Source organism: Marinobacterium ramblicola, from assembly GCF_019084545.1.
GTDB lineage: Bacteria > Pseudomonadota > Gammaproteobacteria > Pseudomonadales > Balneatricaceae > Marinobacterium_D > Marinobacterium_D ramblicola.
The window spans coordinates 91,938-117,445 of the sequence record NZ_JAHREP010000010.1; the positions used below are offsets into that span (position 1 = coordinate 91,938).

A 25,508-nucleotide genomic window follows, 5' to 3' on the forward strand; every position below is an offset into this window, starting at 1 on the left:
GCGTATTCCTGATCATGAACGGCTGTCGAGTTGACGTTTTTCGGGCACGGGCGAAGTTTGCGGCTCCTGGTCTGCCTGCCAGAAGGGGAAAAAATTGAACCATTGCAGCGGCGCCCGGCAACAGTAGGCGGTCAGACGGTCGGCGTAGCGCTGCACCGCCTGTTGCAGACCTTCAGCGCGCTCCTTGCGCGGCAGTGACAGGTGCTCGGAAAACTTTTCCAGATAGAGGTGGTACTGGCCGGACTCCTTCAGGCAGAACATCAGATACACCGGACAGCGCAACAGACTGGCGAGAATGAACGCACCCTGGGGAAACTCGGCCCGATCGCCCATAAACTCTACCGTCGAGGTACGAGCACGGCCGCTGACAGGAGTCCGATCACCGGCGATCACCACATACTCACCAGCCTGGACACGTTCCGATAACAGCATGGCGGTGGCCGGCGACATATCGGTCACCTGCATCAAATTGATGCTCGCATCCGGGTTCGCCTGCTTCATCAGCCGATTGAACTTCTCAGCGTGCCGGGTGTACACCAGCATGGTAATGCCGATACCCGGCAACTGATGCGCCAGGGCGCTGCAGACTTCGGTATTGCCAAGGTGGGATACGATGATGATGCCGCCACTGCGGCTCTTGTCCACCTCGTCAAATACCTCAGGGGTGGCGAACACCACATCCTGGTGGCGGATATGCCCCATCCAGACCAGCAGCTTATCCAGCAGAATCTCGCCGAAACACCAGAAATGCCGGAAGGGTGTCAGCGCGCCACGCTGCTCTGCCGGCAACAGCCGTTGCACGCGCGCCAGATAGCCTCTGGAGGCTTGCCGCGATGCCCGGCGGGTCAGGTAGAAATAGCTCATCACCGGAAACAGAAACACCCTGAACCCTGCCCGGCCAAAAAGTCGATAGGCCAGCAGCAGAGTTTTCATACCCAGCAGCGTGCCGGCTTCACCGATTCCTGCCCAGTGTTTGCTACTGTCAGCCATTGCGACGCCGCCTGATAATCGAGGGCAGGCGCACCGGCATGCCGAAGAACAGCCGTGCATGCATCAGCGAGATCAGCAGGTTGTCCTTGACCGCATCGAAGTGCGAAACACCGTCCAGCGGGTAGTGCACCCGGGTCGGCAGGTTCTTGATCGGCAGCCCCCGCCAGGCCCAGCGTACGATCACCTCGGGGTCGAACTCCATCCGGTTACCGCAGGGTTCGCGATCCAGCAGTTCGACTACCGGTGCCAGCGGGTAGACCCTGAACCCGCACATGGTGTCCTTGATCTTGAACGACAGGGTATTGATCCAGACCCAGACATGGGTCAGATAGCGGGCGTAGTAGCGCAGTGCCGGTACCGTCTCATCATAGCGAGGATAGCCCGTGACCAGCGCGTCCGGCGAGGTCTGGCCCATCTCCATAAATAGCGGCAGATCATTCAGATCATGCTGGCCATCGGCATCGATCTGAACCCCGTGGGTATAGCCCATGTTCAGCAGCTGCCGAAGGCCGGCCTTTACCGCCGCGCCCTTGCCACCATTGCGCTCCAGCCGGATCAGGTGAACCCGGTCGCCATATTCACGGTCGAGATCGATCAGCACATCGCGACAGGCCGGTGAGCTGCCGTCATCCACCAGCAACACCGGGTAACCATACTCCAGCACATTGGCCAGCGTGGGTCCGATCGCCTCTTCATGGTTGTACACCGGTATGACAATGGCAGCCCTGAAGGTTTGTTCAGTTGAAGCAGATCCGTCCACTGGAGTGCACTCCCCTGTCTGAGTAATAACGGAAACTCAGCTTCCTCTTTTCAGCCGAGTACTCGAGCTCCAACGACACTTCCGACTCGGGGAAGATCACCTGCTGAAACTTGACCGCTTCCAGGCGGCAGAAAACGCCGCCGGAACCGAGTAGCTGATGACCATAATGAGCCGCCCAATGTACCTGGGTAATGCCCGGCAGAATCGGATTGCCGGCAAAATGCCCATCGAAATAAACCAGTTCCGCCGGTATCCGTAACACAAGCTCAGCGCCCTGCTCTGTGGCGGCCTGACTGATCAGCTCGGGCCATTTGGTCTCTTCTTGATGAAACAGCGCCATCAACGAATCCATCGTAATTTTTCCCTGCTGATTGTAAGGCATCTGCTCCACGAACCGCCAACGTCGCGGCAGCGCCACCGGTTCGAAATGAGGCTTGAACGCCTCGCGAAGCGCGCGTGCTAGCCCTCTTTTGCCCTGCCCCCGGAGATGGTCCTGCCCCTGGTCAGTCAGCTGGGCCACCAGAGCGATCTCGACACGCCTACCTGACAAAGCCAAAGCCTTGGCTGTTTTGATCAACGGGTGCTGCTCGGCAACTCGCTCCACTTCCGCCAGAGATACCCGCTTCCCCTCTATTTTCGCGATTCGATCGGTGCGCCCCAGCAGTCGGAAGCACCCGTCCGGATCCAGTTCCACCCGGTCAGACAGCGTCTGACTTCCACCCGAAATCTGCGCCGCGCGCAGGGTCAGCGTCGAATCGGGGTTAAGCGCCATCGAGATACCCGGAACCGGTGCCCAGCGGGCTTCTGCCTGCCGGCACTGAGCCCGCCAGGCCACCGCCCCGGTTTCCGAACTGCCATAGATTTCACGCACCGGCACGCCCAACAGATCCGACACCTGCAAACTATCCTGCCGCTGCAAAGGCGCGGCCGAGGAGAGCACGCCGCGGCACTTCGGCCGCAGGCTATACCAATCCAGCGAGGGGTTTAACCGACCGAGGTGGGACGGAGTTGAAACGAGGGCGAACTGTGGGTATTGCCGCGCTCTACGGTAGATATCTTCGGTAAATTGGCAGGCATCCCGCTCAAACAACTGCCCCCTGCAAAGCGGCCAGAACAGACGGAAGGTCAGGCCATAGAGATGCTGGTGGCTGACCGTGGTCAGGATGACAGCCTCGTTCTCTCCCGGCCACAACTGCTCCAGAGCCGCCAGCTCGCTCTCGAGCTGAGCAAAGGTTTTCAGTACCGGTTTCGGCTCGCCGCTGGAGCCGGAGGTAAAGATCTCAAGCGCCGGGAAAGCGGGCGACAACGTTCGCCACTCGGGCATCGAACACGGCGCGCAAGCGTTAGACTGATACGGCAACAAGTACTCAGGATACTGACCGGCAAAACCATCCACGCGCCGCTGCAGCCGCTCAATGGTAGCCGGCCGGTCATCGCCCGGTACACAGACGGTGCACTGCTGCTGCCACAGCGCGAGCAGCAGCGCCAGAAACTCAAGCGTATCCTGATGATAAACCGCCCAGCGCTGCCCTGGACGGGTCGGCAACACCTGGCACCAGTGGGCAACTCTGGCCAGCAGCTCGGCCCGCGACACCGCTCCCGTGGCATCTGTCGCCACCGGCTGGTCCGGCGCCTGGCGCAGCCAGTCAGACAGAGGAATCAAAGCGGTCATGACTGCTTCCTGACCCTCTGACGCACCAGCCACTCCACAGCCAACATCAAGCCGATCAGGATATAGGCGATCAGACCGTTGTACAGCATCCAGATCTCATCCGATGCCCAGAGCACGGTTGCAGCCGACACTGCAGCATTGAGTACAAAAAACAGGCACCAGGCTCGGGTTACTTTGCGCGTGTACGCCACCCCCTCTCGGGGTAGATCGGGCTCCTTGATGCGTGCCAGGCGTTCAATCAGAGTCTGCGAGGCGAACAGGCTGCTACCGAACAGGATCAGCAGCCCCAGGTTGACCAGCACCGGGTAAAACTTGAGCCCCAGCTGCGCATCCCACAGCAGTGTCACCGCCAGGACGCCAATCGCGCTGCTGATTATTACCACTCGATCGCGCCCCTTTTCATCGCCCAGCCAACGCAGCAGCAGGATCACGAGCAGTGCCGGCAGCAATACCAGAGCGTCAAAGCTGTGCAATCCCCAATACACCAGAAAGGGGTAACTCAGGGTTAGCAGTGTGACAAGCACCCGGATCGGCATCAGGCTCAGCTCAACAGTTTCTCAACTTCGGTGACGACATCCTGCACCGTACGTACGGATTTGAAATCTTCCGGCTTGATCTTTTTGCCGGTCATTTTCTTCAATTCAACGACAAGATCGACCGCATCGATGCTGTCGATATCCAGGTCCTGGTAGAGATTCGCCTCGGGGTGGATGTCGTCCGGATCGATCTCAAAAAGCTCCTCAAGAACCTTTGCGATCTGCTGATAGATTTTTTCCTGATCTGACATAGTAGTTACTTACTGTTCTGCTTGAGATTGGATCAGTGCAGCCAGTGCATTGACGCTGGCAAAATGTTTCCGGGTTTCGTCGGAATCGGCTTTCAGCTTGATGCCATAACGCTTCTGCAGCGCCAAGCCTATCTCCAGTGCATCGATCGAATCCAACCCCAGACCATCCACAAAGAGCGGCTCATTATCGTCGATCTCGCTGGCCTCGATATCCTCAAGATCTAGCGCATCGATAATCATCTGCTTCACTTCCAACTGCAGACTGCTCATAAACTTTCAACTCCTTACCAAAATAATCGGCGAGATCCGCGGTCAGCTTTCTAGCCGCCAGGGATGGGGTAATGTCATGTAAGTAAGGCGCCACCGGAATGGTGTCATTTACACGAATACGAATATGGACCCTTGATGCCGGCACCTGGTACCAGCGATCCTGCTTGGTCAGGGTAGTGGGCGTGCAGCTGATCAACACCGGCGTTATATCAGCGGCCGTGCGGATAGCCACATTGGCGGCGCCTCTCTTAAGCTTCAGGTCCGTGCCCGGCGTTGTCCGCGTCCCTTCCGGAAAGACGATCAAGGCATGTCCCTTGGCAAACGCCTCTCCCGCTGCACCGATCACCTTCTCGTTGTCTTCGTTAACGATATACCCTGCCGTCTTGATCGGCCCACGGGTAAAGGGATTGCGAATCAGCTTCCCCTTTACCACACAGTTTGCGTTCGGCACCAACGCGATCAGAAAAATCACGTCGATCAGCGTGGGGTGATTGGCCAGAATCAGCCGCGCATCGCGCAGTTTTTCGACGTTTTCCAGCTCATAACTCAGCACACCCAAAAACTTCATCATGCCGATATAGAAGCGAAAGGCATGATGTATCACGCGCTGCGCGCGCGCTTCACGCTGCTCGACACTCCCCGGCATGGCATACAACACCGGAACAACGATGATCGGCAGCAGAATGCCGCCAACGCCGAACATCAGGAAACTGAAGGCGGTACCGCACCAGCGCCAGAGATGATTAATACGCGCCAGCAAGTCAGTTCTCCCGTGCATCGGCCTTCCTGCGCAGGCTCCAGCCGACACCCGACCCGGAGCGAAAGTTAGCTGTACCGTCCAGATCGCAAAGAAGGCGCATGACCCGCAGCAGATCGCTTGCCTCTTCTGATTGCAGCTGATGGTGCAAACCATGCTCAAGCACCATATCGACACCCTCGCGGCGGCTAAGCCGCATCGCAAGAGCAAAAGGGTAAGATTCACTCTCCGCGTAGGGACGGTAAAGTTCGGGCAGCGGCACGTCATAGATGATGCACAACACCTGCTCGTGCTCCTGCAGCCGGGTCACTGCCTCAAGCAACGCGAGAGGAATCAGGTTTTCGGTAGCTGCGATGGAGGTGGCTTCACTGACATCCTTGCGGGCGATCGACAACAAACCGGCCACGGCGTTGTGTACCGCCAGACTGAAGCCGGTGGGAGACATCGGCTGATCCTCGGCAATCCCCTCCAGCAGGGACAGCGTCAGCGGCGTATCGCCGTGCCGGGATGCGAATACTCCCGGAACAGCATCGATATTTTCGAGCAACGGCAATGCCGCAGACGCTGCGCACCGGCCCAACTCGGTAAAGCGTCGCCGCAAAATCGGGGATACCTGGGTCAGCGATACTTTATGAAGATCAGATGAGAGAGGAAACGGCCGTTCCAGCCAACTGCGCCACTGGGCCTTGCTCTCCAGTCCAGGCGCCACAGCATTCCATGATTGCAACTTGAAACTCAACAAAGTCCATACTCCCGCTTGCCGAGTTTCGAAAAATCAAAGCAAGCCACACCATCCTAGCTAGTCTTAACAACACTGTCCCTATTGAGTGACAAGCGGATTTTACCCGCTCACATCCACGATGCAAATAGCAAGCCGATTGATCCTCCATCTCGCCCTGCCTATAATCGGCGACACCTATGGATCTGCCAACACAAGGAGTCAAATGTGAAGCTCATCGCTATCTGCCTATCACTGTTTCTATTTGCCGTATCGCCCCAAGCCTTCAGTCGGGACACCAAGCACATGCTGTCGATCGAAGACGCGATGGCATCGGCTGATTTCAAAGAGCGTCTGGACCCGAATATCCGATTCTACTTTGCCAACCAGAAACACTCGAAAGTCACAAAATCCTTTGGCGATTTTTCAACTAACAAAAAGACCAACGCTTTCAACAAAAGCGACGAAGAAGCCTGTCAATGGGTGCTTTTGTCCGCACTGCTCTCACTTCAGGAACGCGCCAAAGCTGAAGGCGGCAATGCGGTCATCAACATTGCCAGTTACTACAAGAAAAACAAAGTCAGCAGCAACACTCAGTATGAATGCCATGCCGGGGCGATCATGGCCGGCGTTGCTCTGACCGGAGAAGTGGTCAAGCTTGCCAAGTAAGCAGGACACCCCGACCACCCGGTTCTGGTACACCAGAACCGGTGGTTCCAACCCGCACTCGTTTGCAACCAAGCTCGTTCTACTACCGCAAAGACAGCAAGAGCGTTATCACGCCATCAAGTCCGCACCGCGGAAAAAGCAGTATCTCTATAGCAGGCTGTTGATCTGCTCCGCTTTGAGCCAGCTATACCGTCAACCCACCACCAGCTGGGATATAGAAGACAGTACTCAAGCTTCTCCTTTTATCCATAACTTGAGCTCGACCTGCCATACCAGTTTAAGCCACAGCCATGACTTGATCTGCTTTGCTTTGAGCACAGCGCAAGTCGGAGTCGATGTGGAACTGATGAAAGCCAGAAGAAACTTCAAACAGCTTGCTGAGCTGTTTATGAGTGAGGATGAGCTTCAACGATTGCCAAAGGATAAAAACGAGGGGAATACGTACTTTTATAGGCTCTGGTGCGCCAAGGAAGCCCTGTATAAAGCCCTCCCTGTTCAAGAGCAGGCGTCAACCTCCTTAGCATCGATCTCATACCACGCCCTGTTGGATCAAGAGTCTCCTTGGCAGCTGAACGAATACATTGTTGACGATTACCGCGTGGCAGTCGTCAACGAAAGCACCGCCCCTCCGGCAAAACTGATAAAGATCTTCTTGGACTTGAACCAAGATACTACCTTCAGTATTAAACCAATCCCGCGGACTTATCCCGTTCAAAAGTAGTCGCGAATGCCTGGATAGTCTCAACGCCCCAGGAGATCCGGCGGATAGGGCGATGAGTACCCTCTACAGGCGACCGGAAAATACAGTGTTATTACCGTAACTATCGATGCCCTGTGCCTCAAACCTGTCACCGTCGTACAACCAGGTGCCGGAAGCAGTTACCTGGCGTCCACAGTATGCTGACCAACGCCCTTTCTTGTCGCTCTCCGCACTCTTGCTCCAAAAGCCGTAGCAGGGAGGTAAAGAAAACGGCAACTCAAGGACGAAATCCGATCCATGGTTCGATAGGATCGGCATGCTTTTGAATATCGCACTTTCGGTACGATATGGCCCTCGTCTATATGTCATCGTCTTTTCCAACGCATAAGGTCTTTTGAGCAGCGCTTTAGTGTCCAACCGCCGATAGTGCGCAGATCCAATACACCCCTGCTCAGTGTCATGGAGAGCTAACATCGCTTTGCCTTCACCGGCATACTCTTCCAGCACAGCATCGAAGACTAAATCGACGACACCTTTGGATAAGTAGATTGTCGTGTACTCCCCTGCTGGAAACCTGGCCAACAATTTTCCATCCGGGTCTACCCGCCCAAGAAAAGGCCCCACCGCCGGCAATCCGACCACCCCATCCTCAACAAAGATAAGTGCATACCACTCATCCTTCGTACAATCGAACCGACCGAGCTGTCCCAGCGGGAAGGTGAACTTCACCTCCCATATGCCGTCATATCTCTCTGATGGCTGATCTGACGGTTGCTGAAACTGGGACATACAACCCGCAAGGGCAAGGCTGAAAAGTAGAATGAGTAGCCTGTACATTGGGTTTCCTTTTTACCCAAGCGCCGATCATGAACTGACCAAGCGTTTCCTTTATCCAAGACCTATGCGACAACGGAAAAGTGTCGTCAAAGATAGTCAATTACTGACTTCGGGTTACAAAAATACATGCCGGTATGGTGAGCGTCAATCAGAGGTTCACAGCGCATCAACATAGCGTATTGGTGCCGTTGAGAGGAATCGAACCTCCGACCTACTGATTACGAATCAGTTGCTCTACCGACTGAGCTACAACGGCCTGGTGGGATATCTGCAAGACCTGGGTGGATATCTGCAAGGATAGTCGCGAATGCGCCGGATAGTAGCAACGCACCCATCCCGCCACAAGAGCCACAACAAGAGCCTCGACAAGTGCCACTCGACAAGTGCCACTTGAGCAGCCGTTGATAACCTTCTACTTTATAGGGATTCGCTGCCGAGTTCTCGAACCGGTAGACAGGGATACCTGAGCGGACAATCATAATAATGGTGGGGGACGGCGTAATGGAGACACCGGGGTTTCTTCCGATGGCGCGTTTGCAGACATTGATCGATACGCTGATCGATGACGGCTTCCGCTGTGTCGCGCCTCAGGTCCGCGATGGCGCGATTCTGTACGATACGCTGGACAAGGTGAAGCAGCTGCCCAAGGGCGTCACTCAGGAGCAGTCCAACGGTCGTTACCGCCTGCACCAAACCGATTCAACGCGCAATTTCGCCTGGGCCAACGGCCCGCAGGCGATAAAGCCGCTGACTTTTGCCCCGCGCGAGGAGCTCTGGTACAGCGAGGTCAAGAGCGACGGAAGCCTCAAGTTCTACCAGGCGCCAACCGAAACCGAGCCGGTGGCCATACTGGGCGTGCGCGCCTGCGACCTGGCAGCTCTTGCGCTGCAGGACCAGCACTTTCAGCACAGTTTCCCCGACCCCTACTACGATGCACGGCGCAAGCGCCTGCTGCTGATCGCTGTGCATTGCACCCACCCGGCCGAGACCTGTTTCTGCGCCAGTACCGGCGATGGCCCGGAGGCGCGGTCCGGATACGATCTGTCCCTGTATGAAACCGATCTGGGTTACTTCGTCACCGCCGGCAGTCTGGCCGGTGAGATGTTGCTGCATCGGTTGCCATTGGAAGCGGGTGATGCGGCGCTGTTTGCCGCTGCGCGGGGCGAAACGGGCGCGGCGGCTGACGCTCAGCAACGCCAGCTACCCGAGGGAGACCTGCAGGCTATGCTATTCGGCAACCTCAATCATCCGCAGTGGCAAGCGGTGGCCGAGCGCTGCCTGAGCTGCGGCAACTGCACCCAGGTCTGTCCCACCTGCTTCTGCCATAGCGAGAACTCGGTACCGTCGATCTCCGGCCAGAGCACGGCCCATGAGCGTCAGTGGGACTCCTGCTTCAGCCCCGGCCACAGCTACATACACGGCATCACCCTGCGCAAGGATACCGCAAGCCGCTATCGTCAATGGCTGACCCACAAGTTCGGCAGCTGGCACGAACAGTACGGCCGCAGCGGTTGTGTGGGCTGCGGACGCTGTATCAGCTGGTGTCCGGTCGGTATCGACCCCACCGAGGAGCTTGCCGTCATCTGCAAAGACAGCGCGGGGGATTCGGCATGATCAACCCCTACCTCCCGCTGGAAGCAGAGGTGATAGAGCGGGTTCAGGAAACGCCCAGCATCGTTACGCTGCGTCTCAGGCTGACCGACCCGGATGCCCGCCACCGGTTCTACTGCGCGCCAGGCCAGTTCAACATGCTGTACCTGTATGGTGTCGGCGAGGTACCGATCTCGATCAAGTCCGGACCGCAAAGCTTTCTGGATCAAACCCTGCTGCTCGATCACACCATCCGCGCGGTCGGGCGGGTAACCCGCGCCCTGGTCAAGCTCGAACCGGGTGCAAGACTGGGCGTACGCGGCCCCTACGGGCGCGGCTGGCCGCTGAACCTGGCACAGGGCAAGGATGTGCATATCATCACCGGCGGTCTGGGCTGCGCCCCGGCGGTATCCGTGGTACACGAGCTGATGCGCCAGCGCAGTCGCTTTGGCCGGATCTCGGTGGTACAGGGGGTCAAGCACGCCGACGACCTGATCTGGCGTGATCAGTACGAGCACTGGGCGAAACAGCCCGACACCCAGGTATTGCTGGCCGCCGATCAGGCGAATGCCTCCTGGCGCTGGCACACCGGCATGGTAACGGGACTGCTCGACCAGCTGCATCTGGATACGGAGCGCTCTCTGGCCATGCTCTGTGGACCCGAACCGATGATGCGCGCATCCGCCGAGCGACTGATCGAGCTGGGCCTGGAGCCGGAGCAGATCTGGCTCAGTATGGAACGTAACATGCAGTGCGCTATCGGCCACTGCGGCCACTGTCAGTTCGGCGCGGCATTCGTATGCAAGGACGGCCCGGTGTTCAACTACCCGGCAGTTCGCGAGCTTCTAGGTACACGGGGGTTTTGATGCACAACCTGGAAAAAAAGCCCCGGATAGCGGTACACAAATTCAGCTCCTGCGACGGCTGCCAACTGGCCTTTCTGAACCTGGGCGGCGATCTGCTGGAGCTGACCAGACGGGTGGAGATCATGCATTTTCTGGAGGCGGGCCTCGACGCCCCCGAGGCCGAGGTCGATATCGCCTTTGTCGAGGGTAGCCTGTCGACCCAGGACGAGATCGAGCGTATCCGCAAGGTGCGCGAATCCAGCCGCTACCTGATCACCATCGGCGCCTGTGCCACCGCAGGCGGATTGCAGGCACTGCGCAATCTGGATAACCAGCATGAGCAGTGGCGCGATGCGATCTATGCCAAACCCGAGTTTATCAAGACACTGAACCACGCCCGCCCCATCGCCGACGAGGTGCGGGTGGACTTCGAACTCTGGGGCTGTCCAATCAACAGCCGCCAGTTGCTCGCCGCCATCAACTCGCTGCTGTTCGGCGTCCCTCCTATCGACGACCGGGACAAGGTCTGTCTGGAGTGCAAGCGTCAGCAGCGGGTCTGCGTCATGGTCACCGAGGACAAACCCTGCCTTGGCCCCGTTACCCGTACCGGTTGCGGCGCCCTGTGCCCGAGCTTCGGCCGCGATTGCTACGGCTGTTACGGCCCGGCCGATAACCCCAACACCGCCAGCCTCAGTAAGCGATTCGCAGGTCTGGGCTTGCTGCCGCAGGCGATCGCACGACGCTTCCTGCTGATCAACAGCGCCGCGCCCGCATTTCACGATGCCGGGCTGATCGCCCGCAGCGGCGTTAGTGGAGACGACAGCGATGACTGATGCACAACCCACCTCCCGGCGCATCCGGATCGATGTCCCGGCACTGACCCGGGTCGAGGGCGAGGGCTCGTTGAAGCTGGCGATTGACGATGGTCGGATCGAACAGCTGCAACTGTCCATCTTCGAGCCGCCACGCTATTTCGAGAAGTTTCTCGAGGGGCGTGAATACACCGAGGTGCCGGACATCGTCGCGCGTATCTGCGGTATCTGTCCGGTGGCTTACCAGATGACCGCGGTTAAGGCGCTGGAGCAGGCGTTCGGCCATATGCCCTCGCCCTGGGTTGAGCGGATGCGCCGCCTGTTTTACTGCGGCGAGTGGCTGCAGAGTCACGCCCTGCATATCCACCTGCTGGCGCTGCCCGACTACCTCGGCTTCGACAGCGCCATCGGCATGGCCACCAAACACCCGGACGCCGTACAGCGCGGGCTCGCCCTGCAGGCGCTGGGCAACTCGATCATCCGCCTGTTCGGCGGCCGTTCGGTGCACCCGGTCGGCACCTGCGTCGGTGGTTTTCATCACGCCCCTGCACCATCCGATATCTCGGCGCTGCATACACGTCTGCAGGAGGCCCAGGAGTACGCCGCTGAGTTGACCCGCTGGTGCGCGCTGCTGCCATTGCCCGAGGATGACGACGACTTCACCAGCGTCGCCCTCAGAGCGGACACCGAATATCCGTTTTATAGCGGCGCGCTGGTCAGCTCGGATGGCCTGTCGATCGATGCCACACAGTGGGATAACCACTTCCGTGAGGAGCATGCGCCGCATTCGACGGCGCTCTGGTCGCTTTACGAGGGTAAACCCTATCTGGTGGGGCCATTGGCACGCCTGAACCTGAATCTGGACCGACTACCAGGTGCGGTGCGAAGCAATCTGGACAACACCGGTATTCGCTTCCCCAGCCGCAACATGTTCCACAGCATGCTGGCCCGCGCCGTGGAGATCGAGCTGGCGATCCACGAGGCGATCGAGATCACCGCAAGCTACGAGTACCCGGCAGCCCCCTTCGATCCGGTCACGCCCCGTGCCGGCGTTGGTTTCGGTGCTACCGAAGCCCCCCGCGGCCTGCTTTGGCACCGCTATGAAACAGATGCCGACGGGCTGATCAAAAGCGCCCGCATCGTGCCACCGACCAGCCAGAACCAGGCCCGGATCGAGCAGAATCTGCAGCGCTCGCTGCAGAGTTTCGGACTGGAGCACAGTGACGACGAATTGCGCCTGCATTGCGAAAAGGTGATCCGCAACTACGACCCCTGCATCTCCTGTGCAACCCACTTCCTGAAGCTGGACTTGGAGCGGCGGCGTTGAGTGCTGCTCGGTTGCAGGTGATCGGTGTCGGCTCCCCTGCCGGCGATGACCGGCTGGGCTGGGAGGTGATCGCTCGTCTGAAGGCAAAACTGCCGGCTCAAACCCGCTGCGATCTCTGCGCACTCGACCGTCCCGGCGCCAGCCTGATCGAGTATCTGGCCAATGCTGAGTGGTGCTGGTTGGTGGATGCTCTTCTAATCGAGGGCACTCCCGGCCGCTATTGCCAGCCGGGGTTAGAACAGCTTATGCGGTCGGGCAATAGCGCCGTCGGCTCACACGGGTTCGGCCTGGCCGATAGCCTGCGGCTGGCTGAGCGGCTTGGCATGCTGCCTGCGCGACTCGAACTCCACTGTTTGACGATCAACGCGGCGGATACTCTCAGCGAGCAGTTGAGTCCGGCGGTTGACGCAGGCGTGAACGGACTGGTGGAACGCCTTCACCAGCGCCTGGTAGACGATATGAAACATGCTGATGCTGAGCCTCAGAGGTATCGAAAATTTTGAAAACTATCGGCAAAGGCCGGGAGAGCCTGCCAGACCGGGTCAGTACCGGGCAAAAACTGTGCGGGAGGTACGGATGACGTGCATTCTAACCGCTCCAATCCAAATTGCGATTGAAAAATATACAGCGATAGCAGTATGCAGATGAGTAATATTTGCCCGGAGTTCAACCCGTCCGGCAGAACTGGTAGACTCCAATCAACGACGTTTTCTTCCCGGGCCGGCGATCAGGCACTTCCGCCACGCCGGCCTTTTTTCGACTCAGGCAGTTGTACCGTTGAGGAAGATCTCTACCCCTTGGCGCAAACTCCTCTCCGGTAAGGCAGGGTCATAGGGGATCCCCAGCAACGCCTGCAGATGCCAGGGCTGCTTGATCATCTCGACAAACTGTGCCGCTGCAACCGTGCAGCAATCGATATTCAAACGCCCCTCGGTTTTCTGCTTCTCTAGGTAGACTGTCAGCAGCTTGCGTATCCGGTCCGGGCCTGAGGTGTAGAATACCGCCTGGATCTGTTCACGCTCCGCGCTATTGGCGGAAAGTACCAGGCGATACATGGCGATCGCCTGCGGGCGACTGATCATATCGATGAAACGCTGCCCAAAGCGGTACAGGGTGGATGCCGGGTCCTCGCTCCAGATCCGGTCCTGATCGAAACTGGCAAAGAGGTCATCGCAGGATTGCTGCATCATCGCCTCGAGCAATCCCAACTTGTTACCGAAACAGCGATAAAGGGTAGTCATCGAACCACCGGCGCGTTTCATGATGTCGCTTATGCTGGCGTTCTCGAACCCCTGCTCCAGAAACACCTCCTTGGCGGCATCCAGGATGCGACGTCGACGCTCCAGACCCTTCGCGGTCAGCCCTTTATCCGAGCATTCAGATAGAAGTGAATGACTCATGCCTACTCTGCCCACTCCTCAATAGAGATTAAACCACCAAGCCGGCGATCATAGTGGATCACACCGGAATATGAGTGGACCCGTCGCAATAATGTAATGTATATTACACTATATTCTTCTACCCTCTCCAACTTTTTAGCCAGTGCCCCTCACGCCCAGAGTTGGCAGTTCAGCCCATCGCGCAACGATAACAGACGCAGGCTCGTGGAGAGCGTTCAGTACCAATACTTGACCCATTACCCATCTGTCGGCTCGCGCGCGCTCGCGAGTTCTGAAGGAGCATCACCTTATATGGAGTCCAAAGCGCTTAGCCATGACGCAGGTCTTGTCATTCCCGGATTCGTGTTTATTCTCGCGGCGTTGACCGCGCTGGCACCCTTGGCCACCGATGCCTATCTGCCGGCAATCCCGACCATTGCCCGGGAGCTGGGTCGCACGGTACCCGATGTGGAGCTTTCGATCAGCTTCTTTCTCGTCGGCTTCTCCATCGGCCAACTGATCGGCGGTCCCTTCTCCGACCATTTCGGTCGCCGCACCGGAATTTTCTGTGGCCTGAGCCTGTTCATCCTCGGCTCCCTGGCGATCACCTTCACGCCATCGATCGAATGGCTCTGGGTATTCCGGGTGGTCCAGGCACTTGGCGGCGGAATCACCGTGGTCAATACACCGGCCATCGTCCGCGATCTGTATAGCGGACGGGAGAGCGCGCAGACCATGTCGCGGATGGCGATGATCCTGATGCTGGCGCCACTGCTGGCGCCGGTGTTGGGCAGCCTTATACTGCAGACGCTGAGCTGGCAGATGATATTCAGTCTGCTGCTGCTCTATGGCTGCATCCTCGCGGCGGTGATCCATCGGACCCTGCCGGAAACACGCCAGGTCCAGGTCAACAAACCCAACGCCTTTCGTCGCTACTGGATGGTCATGCGTGACCGTCATGCACTCGGCTACCTGTTCTCCGCCTGTTTCGGTTACGGCAGTCTGTTCGCTTTCATTACCGGCTCACCTTCGGTCTATATGGGATATTTCGGCCTCAGTGAGTCCTCCTATCCACTCGCCTTTGGCGCCAATGTTATCGCCTTGGTACTGCTGAACAAGGTCAACATACGTCTGCTCTCCAGCCACGCCCCCCGCACGTTGCTACTGGCCGGACAACTGATCCAGATCCTCACCGGCGCACTGCTGTTCGGCTATGCCTGTCTTGGTGGCGATCTGAAACTAGCGCTGTTCATTCCGCTGGTGATGCTGTTCTTTGGCTGCCATGGACTGGTCAGTGCCAACTCAATGGCCGGCATGACCGACCTGTTTCCCACCAACAGCGCCACCGCCACGGCGTTGATGGGTGCCTGCGGTTTCGCCTTCGGCGCGCTATCGGGGTCACTGGTCGGCTTGCTCTATGACGAGACCCCGCTGCCGATGACGCTGGTGATGTTCGCATGTGCGCTGCTGGCACCGACCATACGACTGCTGCTGCAGATGGGCCCCCAGCCACAGGTAGCGCGGTAAATGTGCTGAGGTGAATTAAGACTTCTTTAAGTAAAAGGGGGTAGACTGAGGCATCCCTACATGAACGTGAAAGGCGATGAAGGTACTCCTCGTTGAAGACGACCCCCTGCTCGGTCAGGGGCTGCATAGCGCTATGAAACAGCACCGGATTCCGGCCGAGTGGGTCACCAACGCAACGGAAGCGCTGGGTGCTCTGCGCAGCACAGACTTCGACGCGCTGGTGCTCGATCTCGGGCTGCCGGACATGGATGGCATCGACCTGCTCAAACGCCTGCGCGGTGATGGCCACCCGTTGCCGGTATTGATTCTGACAGCCCGGGACGGCATCAGCGAGCGGGTGCGCGGACTCGATACCGGGGCCGACGACTTTCTTGCCAAACCCTTCGACATCGATGAGCTGATGGCGCGCCTGCGTGCGCTGGTCCGCCGCAGCAGCGGCATTGCCACGCCGACGATTCAGCTCGGCGAGATCGAGATCATCCCCAGCCACCATCGGGTCGAACGGAACGGCGAGGAGGTGCCTCTCAATCGACACGAATATCAGTTGCTGACGCTGCTGGCCTCCAGCCCAGGCCGAGTGTTCAGTCGCGAGACGATTATCGATCACCTCTACCGCTGGGATGAGGAGATCGAAAGCAACACCATCGAGGTCCATGTGCATCACCTGCGGCGCAAGCTCGGTCGTGCGCTGATCGGCACGGTGCGGGGTATAGGTTACCGCCTGGTACTACCGGAGAACGCCTGACGTGCAGCGCTCCATCGCCCAATATCTGATCGTCGGCTTGACCCTGGCCACCACGCTGCTGCTGGGTGCCGGCTATCTGTTGAGCTATATGGACATCCTCTACGAGACCGAAGAGGTGTACGATGCGGAACTCGCCCAGGCCGCCAGGGTGCTTGAATCCCTGTTTATCAGCCAGGATGAGGACGATCCCGCACTGGATATCCACCTGCCCGAACAGATCGCGACCCAGGCGACAGAGCTCAGCGACTTGGGCCATCGCTACGAGAAAAAACTGGCCTTCCAGGTCTGGGATAACGCCGGCCACCCACTGCTCGGCAATAGCGCTGACAGCGCAGCGCTGAACTGGGACGGTATTCCCGGTTATGGTTACGAGCACGATCAGCGCTGGCGCACCTTTACCCTGCACTCCGACAGCGGGCTCTGGATCAAGGTCGGTCAGGATATGGAGATCCGCGAGGAGATCGCCGAGGAGATCAACAAGCACAATATTCAGCCCCTGCTGCTTATCGTGCCACTGCTCTGGCTGATGATCTGGCTGATCGTGCGCCGCGGCTTACGGCCACTGCAGGGGGTCTCCAGCGAACTGTACAAGCGCAGCGCCGAATACCTGGATCCGATCGACATCAGGTCGGCACCGCATGAGATCGCCGGCGTCGTCTATTCGATCAACCGACTGATGAAAGCGCTGGAGCGGTCGCTGCAGCAGCAGAAGCGGTTTACCAGTAACGCCGCCCACGAGCTGCGCACGCCGCTCGCCGCGATCCGCATCCAGGCACAGAACCTGATGCTGACCGATACCGAAAACCTGGTCAGCCAGCAGCAGATCATCAATGCCGTCGACCGGCTCAGTCATATGGTCAACCAGTTGCTGACCTTGAGCCGCCTCGAAAGCGGCGAGCGTCGGGATAATTTCGAGCTGACCGACATCCACGCCGGCCTCAATGGCCTGCTGCAGGATCAGCGCCGCATGATCCGTAATCGCAAGCTTGACGTCAGCTTGCAGCCGGCAGAGCCCGTACACGCACGCGTCACGCCGGATTGCGTCGATATCCTGCTACGCAACCTGCTCGACAACGCGCTGCGTTACACCCCCGATGGCGGACGCATTCTGATCGAGATCGGTCAGCACAATGGGGATCTGCAGGTCAGGATCAGCGATACCGGCCCAGGGCTGGACGATGAACAGAAAGTACGCGTATTCGACCGCTTCTATCGTGCGGCCGGGCAGGGCAGTGAGGGGTGCGGGATCGGCCTGTCGATCGTACAGGAGATCTGCGAGCGCACCGGCTATCGGGTCGCCCTCAGCGACTCCCAACTAGGCTCCCACGGGCTGTGCGTGGAACTGACCTGTCCGGGCGCCGTGGCCAGCGCCGAGCCTGAGCCCAACAGCTAGGGTTGGCAGGTTAACACTGGGCGAACCCGGGCAAAGACGCTAATGCACCAACGCCCGGAGGGTACAGGTAGCCCCCGGGTGTTGATGATCGATCCAGCAGTAGATCCAGCAGTATCAGAGCAGTGGCTTTCAGGCGCTTTGTGCTCGCTCCGATTCGCGCATGCGCAGGCGATAACCGTTTGCCTGCATCTTCCAGCTTGGCAGGTACTGCTTGGCGTTGATGCGGTCGATGTAGTTCTCGCTCAGGCTGGCCGACAGATCCAGATCGAGCTCGTTACCTATCGATGGCAGCAACGCATCGGCAATATGCGCGGCGCTCAGTGGCGTGAAGCTATCGCCCACCGCTTCGTCCGGCTCGTGGTGCAGCAGAACCGCTTCAACCACCTGAGGTGCCAGGTTCCACATGTTGAGCAGGTAGGCACCCAACTCGGCATGGGTAACGCCATAGGCCATCCGCTCCACAACATGCAGCGGCAGTTGCTTGCGTGCGGCATACTTCATCACTTTCAGGTAGCCCTGTCCCTGCTCGGCGGCGAGCATCAGCATGCCGATATCGAGCAGCAGACCGGCCAGAAACGCCTGATCCTTCAGCGCCTGACCTTTGCCATAAGGAGTGCAGATCTCCTGTGCCAGACGCGCCACACACAGCGCGCGCTGACTCATCATGTCGAACGAAAACACCTTCCAGGCGGATGCTTCCGGGTAGTGGGCATTGAGATGGCCCGCCAGCGACAGCCCGCGCACGGTGCGCACGCCCAGCAGCGTCACCGCTTCGTTCAGGTTGGAGATGTGACGGCTCAGCGCGAAGTAGCTCGAGTTCACCAGTCGCAGGATACGGGCCGCCAGCGCCGGATCGCGCTCGACGATGGCGCTGATATCGCGGGTACTGGTGCGATCGCTGTTCAGCGCCCGGCTGAGCTCATGATAGATGGACGGCGGAGAAGGCAGCTGGCGGAACGCGGCAAAGGAGCGCACCACCTTGTCCCGGTAGAGTTGCCGCGTCACCATCACCGTCTGCTCGACGGATGACACGATCTCTTCGATGCTGCTACCCTGGAATATGTTGCGATGCACCACATCGAGCGCCTTGGCCAGGTTAGCCGCACTCAATGCCGGCGACAGCAGAATACGCGCGGTTTTCGGTTTGGCGGACGCCACCTGACGCAGGATACCGATCTCGCGCTCGAAACTGCTCAGCGCCGCAACGATAACGGCATCAAAGTTAGTTTCCGCCAACATGGTGAGTGCCGCACGCCCGTCATCCGTGCGAACGACCTGCCAGTTGCAGCCGTACTGAACCAAGCCGCTGCCCCAGGTCACGAATGCGGCATGCGGATCGATGAAGAGAATTTTCAGTGGCGCGGTTGTGTGTGAACCGCCGGAATCTGCCCTGTTCATAATGCGCCTGTCTTTTTTCTGTGGTCTGCTGATCACCACACCCAAATTCAAAAAGACGCTCAGAGCGGTTAGAGTTCTGAGCGCCGCCCTAGAAAAACGGCATACTCAAGATCCTCAGAAGTCGTGGACTTGCAAGCTCACTCTCCTTCGATGGCCCAGCTATCCCCGGAGGGACCTGAAGCTTTGCGTCGCCCGATTACTCGGGGTTTGCCATTATCGAGAAAGGATCTCTACAACGCACAAGAGAGGGTATCGGCCCCTCTTGAAAAAACTATAGTCTATGCATTGATGATTATTTCACCAATCGTTAGCTCCAGAGCCTCTCTTGTCAAGCAAAAAACACCAACGCCCGCACAAATGCCATACACCGTACCCATTTAGAGACAATGATTTAAATATGCCTCACAAACGTCGATGGCTTTATTTATATACCCGGATTACCTCCCCCTGCCTGACGCATCGGATGGTACTCAGCGAATAACTGAGTGCCGCCGCTCTAGATCTGTACACTTATATAAATAAGTATCTAAAAAGAGACGAAAAATAAACTCCTCAGTTTATTTCCAAGATCGTGCAGGTGGTTTTATTTAAGTTTCATACCAGATTAATGAAACTGTTTTTTAACTGAAAAGTCCCCTCCCAATACTGCGTCAGGCACATTGCCGAGAGTGAGTCGATGCAGTTTCTCGGCCCAACGTCTCTCTTCTGACCCAAGGCTTTTCGAGGAATCATTCATGTTGAAGAAACAGATCTGCGTGGGCATCGCGTTGGCGCTTCTCGGCGCAGGTAACACCGCTGCTCTGGCAGGGGGCGACTCTACTACAGGCCCTTTCGGATTCAAACCGATCAGCGGTTCTGCCTACGGCGCCGAGAACGATGCCGCCGCCCCCTGGCTTATTCCCGAGGGTTTCGAACAGTACCTGGTATCCGGTGAGACCCGTGACATGTGGGGCGGTGACGGCCAGAATATCTATGCCGATGGCCAGGATGACTGGCACGATATGAACACCGTGAACGAAAACGGCCCCCATGCCGGTCGCTTTCTATTCCGCACCCACGAAACCCGTGAGCACCCTGAGGGCGGAGCCCTGTCCATGGTCGACCTGAAAACCGGTCAGCACATCCTGCTGGCGCAGAAAGCGGACAACCCCGAAACCGAAGACTATGACGGCTACACTGCACTGGACGGGATCCGCTGGACCCCTTGGGGCACCCTGCTCTTCGCGGAGGAGACCACCGGCGGCCGCCTGTTTGAAGTGGTGTTTGAGTACAACAAGGACGGCGTGCCGACTGAGGCCACCATCTACGACCGTCCCGAGGTCGGTCGTCTGGCTCACGAGGGGATCGAAGTCGATAACGAAGGCAATGTCTATGTGGTCGATGAGTTCCGCGGCCAGCGCGACGGTCTGGGTGGCGGAATCTACAAGTTCGTTCCCGCTACGTACGGCGACCTCAGCTCCGGAGAGCTGTATGTCCTGAAGGTCGACAGCAGCGATGAGGAGTTCATCGGCCAGGGCGAATGGGCGGGCCCGATCGATCCGCAGGATCCGCGCAGCTCGGGCCTCGCCGTGCAGGCTGCACGTTACAACCGACCGGAAGATCTGCAGATCATCGGCAATACCCTGTACGCCGCAATTACCGAAGGCACCTACACCGGTGGCTCGCAGAACTACGACGGCCGTGTGCTGGCGGTCGACCTGGACAGCCTAGTGGTGAGCGACTTCGTCAAGCCGGGGGTGAATGTGGCGGTGGAAAGCAGCGGCACGACCGGCTTTGACAATCCGGACAACCTGGCCAAGACCCCGGATGGCAAACTGGTGATTATCGAGGATAACGTCCCGTCCGACATCTGGATTGCGCAGCCGAGCCGCAAGGATGCCGGCAAGGCGGCGTGGGCCGAACTCTTTGCCTCCCTGACCGACGACGGCGCCGAAGGCACCGGCATCTATTTCGGCCAGGACCCGGATACCCTGTTCGTCAACGTGCAGCACTCCAAGCACGACGACGGCGACGGCACCTGGGCGATCCGCAAGGTCAGCAAAGGCAACGGGAAATAGAACGGAAGAAAGCCTGGCGTTAACCGGAACCAGGCTTTAACGACACCCACCTGCGGGCGTCGGTTCCGGGACGGCAGCGTATTGCTGAACCGATTTGAGAGCCCCCTTCAAACTCTCGCGCCGCTGAAGGGCATCCCTGTTACGGATGCCGTTCAGCTGCACCGACTCAGCGCACTACCAGTCCCGAAAGGACTATTCCAGCGACGAATCTCCCCCGTCCAAGAGGAGTCGTTTACCCGTTAGATCAGTTAGCGCTACCCTCTTCGGTCGGCGCCATTTCGCCCCCCTGCTCCTGTACCGGCTCGAATGCACTGAACTCGATACGATCGATGGTGCCGCTTTCATCAGCGTCGATGGCGGACCACTTTTCAGTCAGCTCCTCGTTGACGCTAACCTCTTCCGTGCTCAACTGACCATCTTTGTTCTGATCCAAAGCGTCGAACTGAGACACCTGTGCATCTCCTGCCAGGGCCAATCCCGACACCAGCATGGAAGCAGAGAATCCAATTGCAGCGGTAAGACTCGTTTTTTTCATGACATCCTCCTGTAGTCAATAAATGGGGTGTGCACGATGAGTAGAGCAGAGTTTGTGCCACTTTATAAAAAACCTTATACATCAACATGATACGAAATCATCAACCGATATCTGTCCGATATTCGCCGCATCGCTGTCGCCTGCAGGCGACTACAAAACAGCAGTAAAAATTAAGTCATTGATATAAAAAGACTTTATATGTTGTCACGCAGCGACGGCGTAAATTCGGGCAGATCTGCTCGCCTGCCGCTAGGCTGAAGTGGGAACCATTAGCGCCCGCTGCGCTCTGTAAGCTAGCTTTTCAAGTTGCCCATCGATGTCTCAGCCGCTACTTACCGTTGAGCATCGCGTCATCAGGTTATGGATAACAGAGCCCATGAGACTGACATTCAAGCTTCCACCCTCCTTCTCGGCACTCCTGCTGGCAGCTTTCGTTGTCGTCGCTCTGCCGCTGCTGGGCGGGATCCTGGTGATGACTCATGCACTCGAACAGATGGCCCTGGAGGGGCGGCGCTCGGTCAATATCAGTGCCGATATCACCCAAGCCAGCCGTCAGCTCGGCGAAGTGGAGCTGGCCCTCAAGCGAGCGGCCGGACAGTACTTCGTGCTGGAGGACCCGGCGTTGAAGCAGCGTCTCGAGCGTGCTCATCTGCGTTTTCAGGAAACCCTGGATACGCTTGCGCCGATGCCGTGGAACGTTGAGCAGGAGCGCCAGTTGGCCGATCTCAACGCGATGGAGGTTGAGCTTTACGAGCGTCTTATTCAAGCGCCTGCGACGGGCGTTCTCGAAACCTACCGGGAGGATTTCGAGCGTCTGGATGCGGCGACCCGTGCGTTGAGCGATGCTTCAACACAGGTCATCAACGATCAGGTGACCGGCATGAACGAAACCGCCGACCGCATCCAGGCCGGGATGATCACCCTGGCGGGGGCGATGATTCTCCTCTCGCTGCTACTCTCCGGCACCCTGTCCTGGTTGCTTGGCCGCCCCGTATCCCAACTGGCCGCCACTATTCGCCGCCTGGGCCAGAATGATCTGGATACGCCCTGCGCAATACGAGGCCCCCGGGACCTGGTCTATCTCGGCGAGCAGCTGGACTGGTTACGCAACCGTCTGCAGGAGCTGGAAGCCCGCAAACTGAGCTTTTTTCGCGAGGTATCGCACGAGCTGAAGACACCGCTGACCAACCTGATGGAAGCGGTTGCGCTGCTCCGGGACGAAGTGACAGGCCCCCTGACAGTACAGCAGCGGGAGGTGGTCGAGATTATGCGCGCCAGCACGCAAGAACTGCGTCAGCGCATCGAGGACCTGTTACGCTACAACGAGGCGTTGAGCGAACCGCGACTGGAACCCGACTGGTTCGAACTGCGCCTCCTCGTCGACGAAGTAGCCAAACGCTTCGACCTGGCCATGCGCAGCAAACAGCTGAGCTGGCACCTGGAGGTCCCACCGCTACGCATCTACGCCGACCGGGGCAGACTCTCAATCGCGCTGGAAAACCTGATCGGCAATGCGATCAAATTCAGTCCGCAAGCCGGCACCATCGAACTGCATGCGGCACGTCAGGGCCAGCGGATCGAGATCCTGGTCTGCGATCAGGGCCCGGGCGTCGCGCCAGAGCATGTCGACCAGCTGTTCCAACCCTTTTTCAAGGGAACCCCGCAGCCCCGCGGGGCTCTCAAGAGCAGTGGACTGGGGCTGGCCATCGCCAAGGCCCACATCGAACTGCAAGGAGGAGAATTGACCCTGCAACCGGAGATCACCAGCGGCGCCTGTTTCCAGATCAGCCTGCCGCTTGCAAAGGAGATTGCAATGGATAGTGCAAAGGAGAGTATCGACCGTGGCTAACCGATATACGCTGCTTCTTGTGCTGCTGTTCGGCCTGGCCGGCTGTACCCAGTCGGACCTAAAGCCTGGTACAGCTGATGCAACTGGAACACCCGGACAGATGCTGTCGTTAACCGAAATGCTCAACTGTGTCGCGGCTAACGATACCCTGAATCCGGCCCAGGTGAAGCGGCGCCAGACGGAACTGGAGCAGACACTGTCCAGCAATCCCATCGCCGGCCGGTTCAGACTTGCCTGTCTGTTCGGCCGCAGCAGCGCCAGCGATGCCGAACTGATACGGGCACGCCAGCTGCTCGAGGCGTTACAGCGTGAACCGACGCTGGAGCCCGAGCAGTTGAAACTGCTGACACTCCTCCAACGCAACCTGTTGCTGACCCAGCGTCTGCGCCAGCAACTGCGGGAAACACGCGAGTATCGCGACAAGATCGAACAGCTCAAGGGGTTGGAGGAGGAGCTGGAACCCTCGACAGTAGAGCAGGAGACGACACCGTGAGCTCACCCAGGCGTACCCTGCTGCTGGTCGACGACGATGCGAGCCTGCTGCAGCTGCTCTCCATCCGCCTGCGTGCGGCCGGTTATCAGGTGGAGACCGCCGCCAGCGCGGAGCAGGCGCTCGCCCGCATCGCCGTTACCCGTCCCGCCGCCATTCTTACCGACCTGCGCATGGGCGGAATGGACGGCATGGAGCTGTTTGAGCAGATCCATCAACAGGACCCCGCGCTACCGGTGATTCTGCTCACCGCCCACGGCACCATCCCCGATGCGGTCAAGGCGACCCAGCGCGGACTGTTCGGTTACCTGACCAAACCGTTTGATGACCAGGAGCTGATGGAGCTGCTGGATCGCGCGTTGAACACCCCAGGCAGAGATGAAACCGCACTGGCCGACAATGCCGATGCGCCCTGGCGGGCCGGGATCATTACCGCTAACCCAACCATGGAGGCGCTGCTGGCCGAAGCTCAGCTGGTGGCCGCCAGCGAAGCCAGCGTGTTGATTCAAGGCCCCTCGGGCACCGGCAAGGAGGTGCTGGCACGCGCGGTTCACCTGGCCAGTCCGCGTCATGACAAGCCTCTGGTAGCGATCAACTGCGCCGCCATTCCCGAGCAGCTGCTGGAGTCGGAGCTTTTCGGCCATGCCAAGGGGGCCTTTACCGGTGCCACCAGCGCCCACAAGGGGCTGTTCCAGACCGGCTCGGGCGGTACCGTATTCCTCGATGAGATCGGCGACATGCCGCTGGCGCTGCAGGCCAAGCTGCTGCGTGTACTGCAGGATCGCGAGATCCGCCCGGTGGGCGCCAGCCAGTCGATTCCGGTCGATGTGCGTATCGTGTCGGCGACCCATCGTAATCTGGAGAACGCGATTGCCGCCGGCGAGTTTCGCGAAGATCTCTATTACCGACTCAATGTGGTGACGCTGACACTGCCGCCGTTACGCCAGCGCCCGGAAGATATCGCGCTGCTGGCACGCCACTTCCTGACCCTGTTGCGCGAAAAACACCCGCATCGTGCCCAGGACTTCACCCCCGAGGCGCTGGAGCGTCTGATCGGATATGACTGGCCCGGCAACGTGCGCCAGCTACTGAATGTGGTCGAGCAGTGTTGCGTGCTCTGCACCACTCCTCTGGTGCCGGCAACGCTGGTGGCGCGGGCCCTGCACGAAAAACCCACCGGCATCCGCACCTATGTCGAAGCCAAGCAGCAGTTCGAGCGGGACTATCTGGTACAGCTGTTGAAGATTACCAATGGACAGGTGGCGGAGGCGGCACGACTGGCGGGACGTAATCGCACCGAGTTCTACCGTTTATTGCAGAGAAACCATTTGACGCCCGGTATGTTCAAGCGAGCGGACGATGCGTGAATAACGCGGGCCGCCAGCGCCAAGCGCTGCGGCC

Annotated in this window: 26 protein-coding genes, 1 tRNA gene and 1 riboswitch; of the genes, 14 read left to right on the forward strand and 13 right to left on the reverse strand. The window is 58.7% G+C overall.

Features of this window, described 5'->3' with window-relative positions; all coding sequences use genetic code 11:
* Window positions 1-12: 12 nt before the first annotated feature.
* The 8 genes from KQ940_RS09495 to KQ940_RS09530 are packed head-to-tail and all read right to left on the reverse strand — an operon-like array spanning window position 13 to window position 5,975.
* Complete coding sequence (locus tag KQ940_RS09495; RefSeq protein ID WP_217413281.1) at window positions 13-990, reverse strand: lysophospholipid acyltransferase family protein; 978 nt, start codon at window positions 988-990, stop codon at window positions 13-15.
* On the reverse strand, window positions 983-1,750 hold the full coding sequence (locus tag KQ940_RS09500; RefSeq protein WP_217413282.1) for a glycosyltransferase family 2 protein: 768 nt from the start codon (window positions 1,748-1,750) through the stop codon (window positions 983-985). The genes KQ940_RS09495 and KQ940_RS09500 overlap by 8 nt, the downstream gene beginning before the upstream one ends.
* On the reverse strand, window positions 1,728-3,422 hold the full coding sequence (locus KQ940_RS09505) for an ApeI family dehydratase (RefSeq protein WP_217413283.1): 1,695 nt from the start codon (window positions 3,420-3,422) through the stop codon (window positions 1,728-1,730). The genes KQ940_RS09500 and KQ940_RS09505 overlap by 23 nt, the downstream gene beginning before the upstream one ends.
* Window positions 3,419-3,958 (reverse strand): COG4648 family protein, encoded by a 540-nt coding sequence (locus KQ940_RS09510; RefSeq protein ID WP_217413284.1) that lies wholly within the window; start codon window positions 3,956-3,958, stop codon window positions 3,419-3,421. Before KQ940_RS09510 ends, KQ940_RS09505 begins: the two co-directional genes overlap by 4 nt.
* Before the next feature lie 5 nt (window positions 3,959-3,963).
* On the reverse strand, window positions 3,964-4,209 hold the full coding sequence (locus tag KQ940_RS09515; RefSeq protein ID WP_217413285.1) for an acyl carrier protein: 246 nt from the start codon (window positions 4,207-4,209) through the stop codon (window positions 3,964-3,966).
* Window positions 4,210-4,218: 9 nt separating this feature from the next.
* A complete protein-coding gene (locus KQ940_RS09520; protein WP_217413286.1) occupies window positions 4,219-4,479 on the reverse strand; it encodes a phosphopantetheine-binding protein in 261 nt (86 codons plus the stop codon).
* Complete coding sequence (locus KQ940_RS09525; protein ID WP_246589921.1) at window positions 4,424-5,239, reverse strand: lysophospholipid acyltransferase family protein; 816 nt, start codon at window positions 5,237-5,239, stop codon at window positions 4,424-4,426. The genes KQ940_RS09520 and KQ940_RS09525 overlap by 56 nt, the downstream gene beginning before the upstream one ends.
* A 1-nt stretch (window position 5,240) precedes the next feature.
* Window positions 5,241-5,975 carry a beta-ketoacyl synthase chain length factor gene (locus tag KQ940_RS09530; RefSeq protein ID WP_217413288.1) on the reverse strand — a complete coding sequence of 245 codons (735 nt, stop codon included), beginning with the start codon at window positions 5,973-5,975 and terminating at the stop codon, window positions 5,241-5,243.
* 207 nt (window positions 5,976-6,182) lie between these two features.
* Between KQ940_RS09530 and KQ940_RS09535 the strand changes: the two genes are divergently transcribed.
* Complete coding sequence (locus tag KQ940_RS09535) at window positions 6,183-6,623, forward strand: excinuclease ATPase subunit (RefSeq protein ID WP_217413289.1); 441 nt, start codon at window positions 6,183-6,185, stop codon at window positions 6,621-6,623.
* A complete protein-coding gene (locus tag KQ940_RS09540; protein ID WP_217413291.1) occupies window positions 6,613-7,344 on the forward strand; it encodes a 4'-phosphopantetheinyl transferase family protein in 732 nt (243 codons plus the stop codon). Before KQ940_RS09535 ends, KQ940_RS09540 begins: the two co-directional genes overlap by 11 nt.
* A gap of 63 nt (window positions 7,345-7,407) precedes the next feature.
* Here the strand turns inward: KQ940_RS09540 and KQ940_RS09545 are convergent, their stop codons facing one another.
* Both KQ940_RS09545 and KQ940_RS09550 read right to left on the reverse strand, forming a co-directional pair.
* Complete coding sequence (locus KQ940_RS09545) at window positions 7,408-8,052, reverse strand: hypothetical protein (RefSeq protein WP_217413293.1); 645 nt, start codon at window positions 8,050-8,052, stop codon at window positions 7,408-7,410.
* Between the two features lie 288 nt (window positions 8,053-8,340).
* A tRNA-Thr gene (locus KQ940_RS09550) sits at window positions 8,341-8,416 on the reverse strand.
* 269 nt (window positions 8,417-8,685) lie between these two features.
* On the opposite strand from KQ940_RS09550, the gene KQ940_RS09555 reads away from it, so the two are divergent.
* From KQ940_RS09555 to KQ940_RS09575, 5 genes are read left to right on the forward strand one after another with little or no spacing between them, the layout of a single operon-like run.
* Window positions 8,686-9,774, forward strand: coding sequence for a 4Fe-4S dicluster domain-containing protein (locus KQ940_RS09555; RefSeq protein WP_246589922.1), 1,089 nt, complete (start codon window positions 8,686-8,688; stop codon window positions 9,772-9,774).
* The gene (locus KQ940_RS09560) at window positions 9,771-10,616 is read left to right on the forward strand and encodes an FAD/NAD(P)-binding protein (protein WP_217413298.1); all 846 of its coding nucleotides are present in this window, start codon (window positions 9,771-9,773) and stop codon (window positions 10,614-10,616) included. Before KQ940_RS09555 ends, KQ940_RS09560 begins: the two co-directional genes overlap by 4 nt.
* The gene (locus tag KQ940_RS09565; protein WP_217413300.1) at window positions 10,616-11,428 is read left to right on the forward strand and encodes an NADH-quinone oxidoreductase subunit B family protein; all 813 of its coding nucleotides are present in this window, start codon (window positions 10,616-10,618) and stop codon (window positions 11,426-11,428) included. Before KQ940_RS09560 ends, KQ940_RS09565 begins: the two co-directional genes overlap by 1 nt.
* On the forward strand, window positions 11,421-12,734 hold the full coding sequence (locus KQ940_RS09570) for a Ni/Fe hydrogenase subunit alpha (RefSeq protein WP_217413302.1): 1,314 nt from the start codon (window positions 11,421-11,423) through the stop codon (window positions 12,732-12,734). The genes KQ940_RS09565 and KQ940_RS09570 overlap by 8 nt, the downstream gene beginning before the upstream one ends.
* On the forward strand, window positions 12,731-13,237 hold the full coding sequence (locus KQ940_RS09575) for a hydrogenase maturation protease (protein WP_217413303.1): 507 nt from the start codon (window positions 12,731-12,733) through the stop codon (window positions 13,235-13,237). Before KQ940_RS09570 ends, KQ940_RS09575 begins: the two co-directional genes overlap by 4 nt.
* A gap of 258 nt (window positions 13,238-13,495) precedes the next feature.
* On the opposite strand, the gene KQ940_RS09580 is transcribed toward KQ940_RS09575, so the two are convergent.
* Window positions 13,496-14,134 carry a TetR/AcrR family transcriptional regulator gene (locus tag KQ940_RS09580; RefSeq protein ID WP_217413304.1) on the reverse strand — a complete coding sequence of 213 codons (639 nt, stop codon included), beginning with the start codon at window positions 14,132-14,134 and terminating at the stop codon, window positions 13,496-13,498.
* 291 nt (window positions 14,135-14,425) lie between these two features.
* Between KQ940_RS09580 and KQ940_RS09585 the strand changes: the two genes are divergently transcribed.
* The 3 genes from KQ940_RS09585 to KQ940_RS09595 all read left to right on the forward strand — a co-directional run bounded on the left by KQ940_RS09585 (window position 14,426) and on the right by KQ940_RS09595 (window position 17,778).
* Window positions 14,426-15,640: a multidrug effflux MFS transporter gene (locus tag KQ940_RS09585; protein ID WP_217413305.1), complete on the forward strand. Its 1,215-nt coding sequence runs from the start codon at window positions 14,426-14,428 to the stop codon at window positions 15,638-15,640.
* Between the two features lie 76 nt (window positions 15,641-15,716).
* On the forward strand, window positions 15,717-16,385 hold the full coding sequence (locus KQ940_RS09590; RefSeq protein ID WP_217413307.1) for a response regulator: 669 nt from the start codon (window positions 15,717-15,719) through the stop codon (window positions 16,383-16,385).
* 1 nt (window position 16,386) lies between these two features.
* Window positions 16,387-17,778, forward strand: coding sequence for a sensor histidine kinase (locus KQ940_RS09595; RefSeq protein WP_217413309.1), 1,392 nt, complete (start codon window positions 16,387-16,389; stop codon window positions 17,776-17,778).
* A 129-nt stretch (window positions 17,779-17,907) separates the two neighbouring features.
* Here the strand turns inward: KQ940_RS09595 and KQ940_RS09600 are convergent, their stop codons facing one another.
* Complete coding sequence (locus KQ940_RS09600) at window positions 17,908-19,176, reverse strand: response regulator (RefSeq protein WP_217413310.1); 1,269 nt, start codon at window positions 19,174-19,176, stop codon at window positions 17,908-17,910.
* Window positions 19,177-19,322: 146 nt separating this feature from the next.
* Window positions 19,323-19,398: riboswitch (cyclic di-GMP riboswitch) on the reverse strand.
* Between the two features lie 512 nt (window positions 19,399-19,910).
* On the opposite strand from KQ940_RS09600, the gene KQ940_RS09605 reads away from it, so the two are divergent.
* Window positions 19,911-21,233, forward strand: a complete 1,323-nt coding sequence (locus KQ940_RS09605; RefSeq protein WP_217413311.1) for an alkaline phosphatase PhoX — start codon at window positions 19,911-19,913, stop codon at window positions 21,231-21,233.
* 244 nt (window positions 21,234-21,477) lie between these two features.
* Here KQ940_RS09605 and KQ940_RS09610 read toward each other — a convergent pair whose 3' ends face one another.
* Window positions 21,478-21,768: an EF-hand domain-containing protein gene (locus KQ940_RS09610; protein ID WP_217413312.1), complete on the reverse strand. Its 291-nt coding sequence runs from the start codon at window positions 21,766-21,768 to the stop codon at window positions 21,478-21,480.
* 376 nt (window positions 21,769-22,144) lie between these two features.
* Between KQ940_RS09610 and KQ940_RS09615 the strand changes: the two genes are divergently transcribed.
* Genes KQ940_RS09615 through KQ940_RS09625 form a run of 3 tightly spaced genes read left to right on the forward strand, consistent with a single transcriptional unit; the run spans window position 22,145 to window position 25,474 of the window.
* Window positions 22,145-23,617 (forward strand): sensor histidine kinase, encoded by a 1,473-nt coding sequence (locus KQ940_RS09615; protein ID WP_217413313.1) that lies wholly within the window; start codon window positions 22,145-22,147, stop codon window positions 23,615-23,617.
* The gene (locus KQ940_RS09620) at window positions 23,610-24,110 is read left to right on the forward strand and encodes a hypothetical protein (protein WP_217413314.1); all 501 of its coding nucleotides are present in this window, start codon (window positions 23,610-23,612) and stop codon (window positions 24,108-24,110) included. Before KQ940_RS09615 ends, KQ940_RS09620 begins: the two co-directional genes overlap by 8 nt.
* The gene (locus KQ940_RS09625) at window positions 24,107-25,474 is read left to right on the forward strand and encodes a sigma 54-interacting transcriptional regulator (protein WP_217413317.1); all 1,368 of its coding nucleotides are present in this window, start codon (window positions 24,107-24,109) and stop codon (window positions 25,472-25,474) included. Before KQ940_RS09620 ends, KQ940_RS09625 begins: the two co-directional genes overlap by 4 nt.
* Window positions 25,475-25,508 lie beyond the last annotated feature (34 nt).

What these genes read in the sequence shown, in the direction of transcription:
- KQ940_RS09495 (WP_217413281.1), bottom strand. Translation starts at nt 990, where the DNA reads ATGGCTGACAGTAGCAAACACTGGGCAGGAATCGGTGAAGCCGGCACG.
- KQ940_RS09505 (WP_217413283.1), bottom strand. Translation starts at nt 3,422, where the DNA reads ATGACCGCTTTGATTCCTCTGTCTGACTGGCTGCGCCAGGCGCCGGAC.
- KQ940_RS09510 (WP_217413284.1), bottom strand. Translation starts at nt 3,958, where the DNA reads ATGCCGATCCGGGTGCTTGTCACACTGCTAACCCTGAGTTACCCCTTT.
- KQ940_RS09515 (WP_217413285.1), bottom strand. Translation starts at nt 4,209, where the DNA reads ATGTCAGATCAGGAAAAAATCTATCAGCAGATCGCAAAGGTTCTTGAG.
- KQ940_RS09520 (WP_217413286.1), bottom strand. Translation starts at nt 4,479, where the DNA reads ATGAGCAGTCTGCAGTTGGAAGTGAAGCAGATGATTATCGATGCGCTA.
- KQ940_RS09555 (WP_246589922.1), top strand. Translation starts at nt 8,686, where the DNA reads ATGGCGCGTTTGCAGACATTGATCGATACGCTGATCGATGACGGCTTC.
- KQ940_RS09560 (WP_217413298.1), top strand. Translation starts at nt 9,771, where the DNA reads ATGATCAACCCCTACCTCCCGCTGGAAGCAGAGGTGATAGAGCGGGTT.
- KQ940_RS09565 (WP_217413300.1), top strand. Translation starts at nt 10,616, where the DNA reads ATGCACAACCTGGAAAAAAAGCCCCGGATAGCGGTACACAAATTCAGC.
- KQ940_RS09570 (WP_217413302.1), top strand. Translation starts at nt 11,421, where the DNA reads ATGACTGATGCACAACCCACCTCCCGGCGCATCCGGATCGATGTCCCG.
- KQ940_RS09580 (WP_217413304.1), bottom strand. Translation starts at nt 14,134, where the DNA reads ATGAGTCATTCACTTCTATCTGAATGCTCGGATAAAGGGCTGACCGCG.
- KQ940_RS09585 (WP_217413305.1), top strand. Translation starts at nt 14,426, where the DNA reads ATGGAGTCCAAAGCGCTTAGCCATGACGCAGGTCTTGTCATTCCCGGA.
- KQ940_RS09590 (WP_217413307.1), top strand. Translation starts at nt 15,717, where the DNA reads ATGAAGGTACTCCTCGTTGAAGACGACCCCCTGCTCGGTCAGGGGCTG.
- KQ940_RS09600 (WP_217413310.1), bottom strand. Translation starts at nt 19,176, where the DNA reads ATGAACAGGGCAGATTCCGGCGGTTCACACACAACCGCGCCACTGAAA.
- KQ940_RS09605 (WP_217413311.1), top strand. Translation starts at nt 19,911, where the DNA reads ATGTTGAAGAAACAGATCTGCGTGGGCATCGCGTTGGCGCTTCTCGGC.
- KQ940_RS09610 (WP_217413312.1), bottom strand. Translation starts at nt 21,768, where the DNA reads ATGAAAAAAACGAGTCTTACCGCTGCAATTGGATTCTCTGCTTCCATG.
- KQ940_RS09615 (WP_217413313.1), top strand. Translation starts at nt 22,145, where the DNA reads ATGAGACTGACATTCAAGCTTCCACCCTCCTTCTCGGCACTCCTGCTG.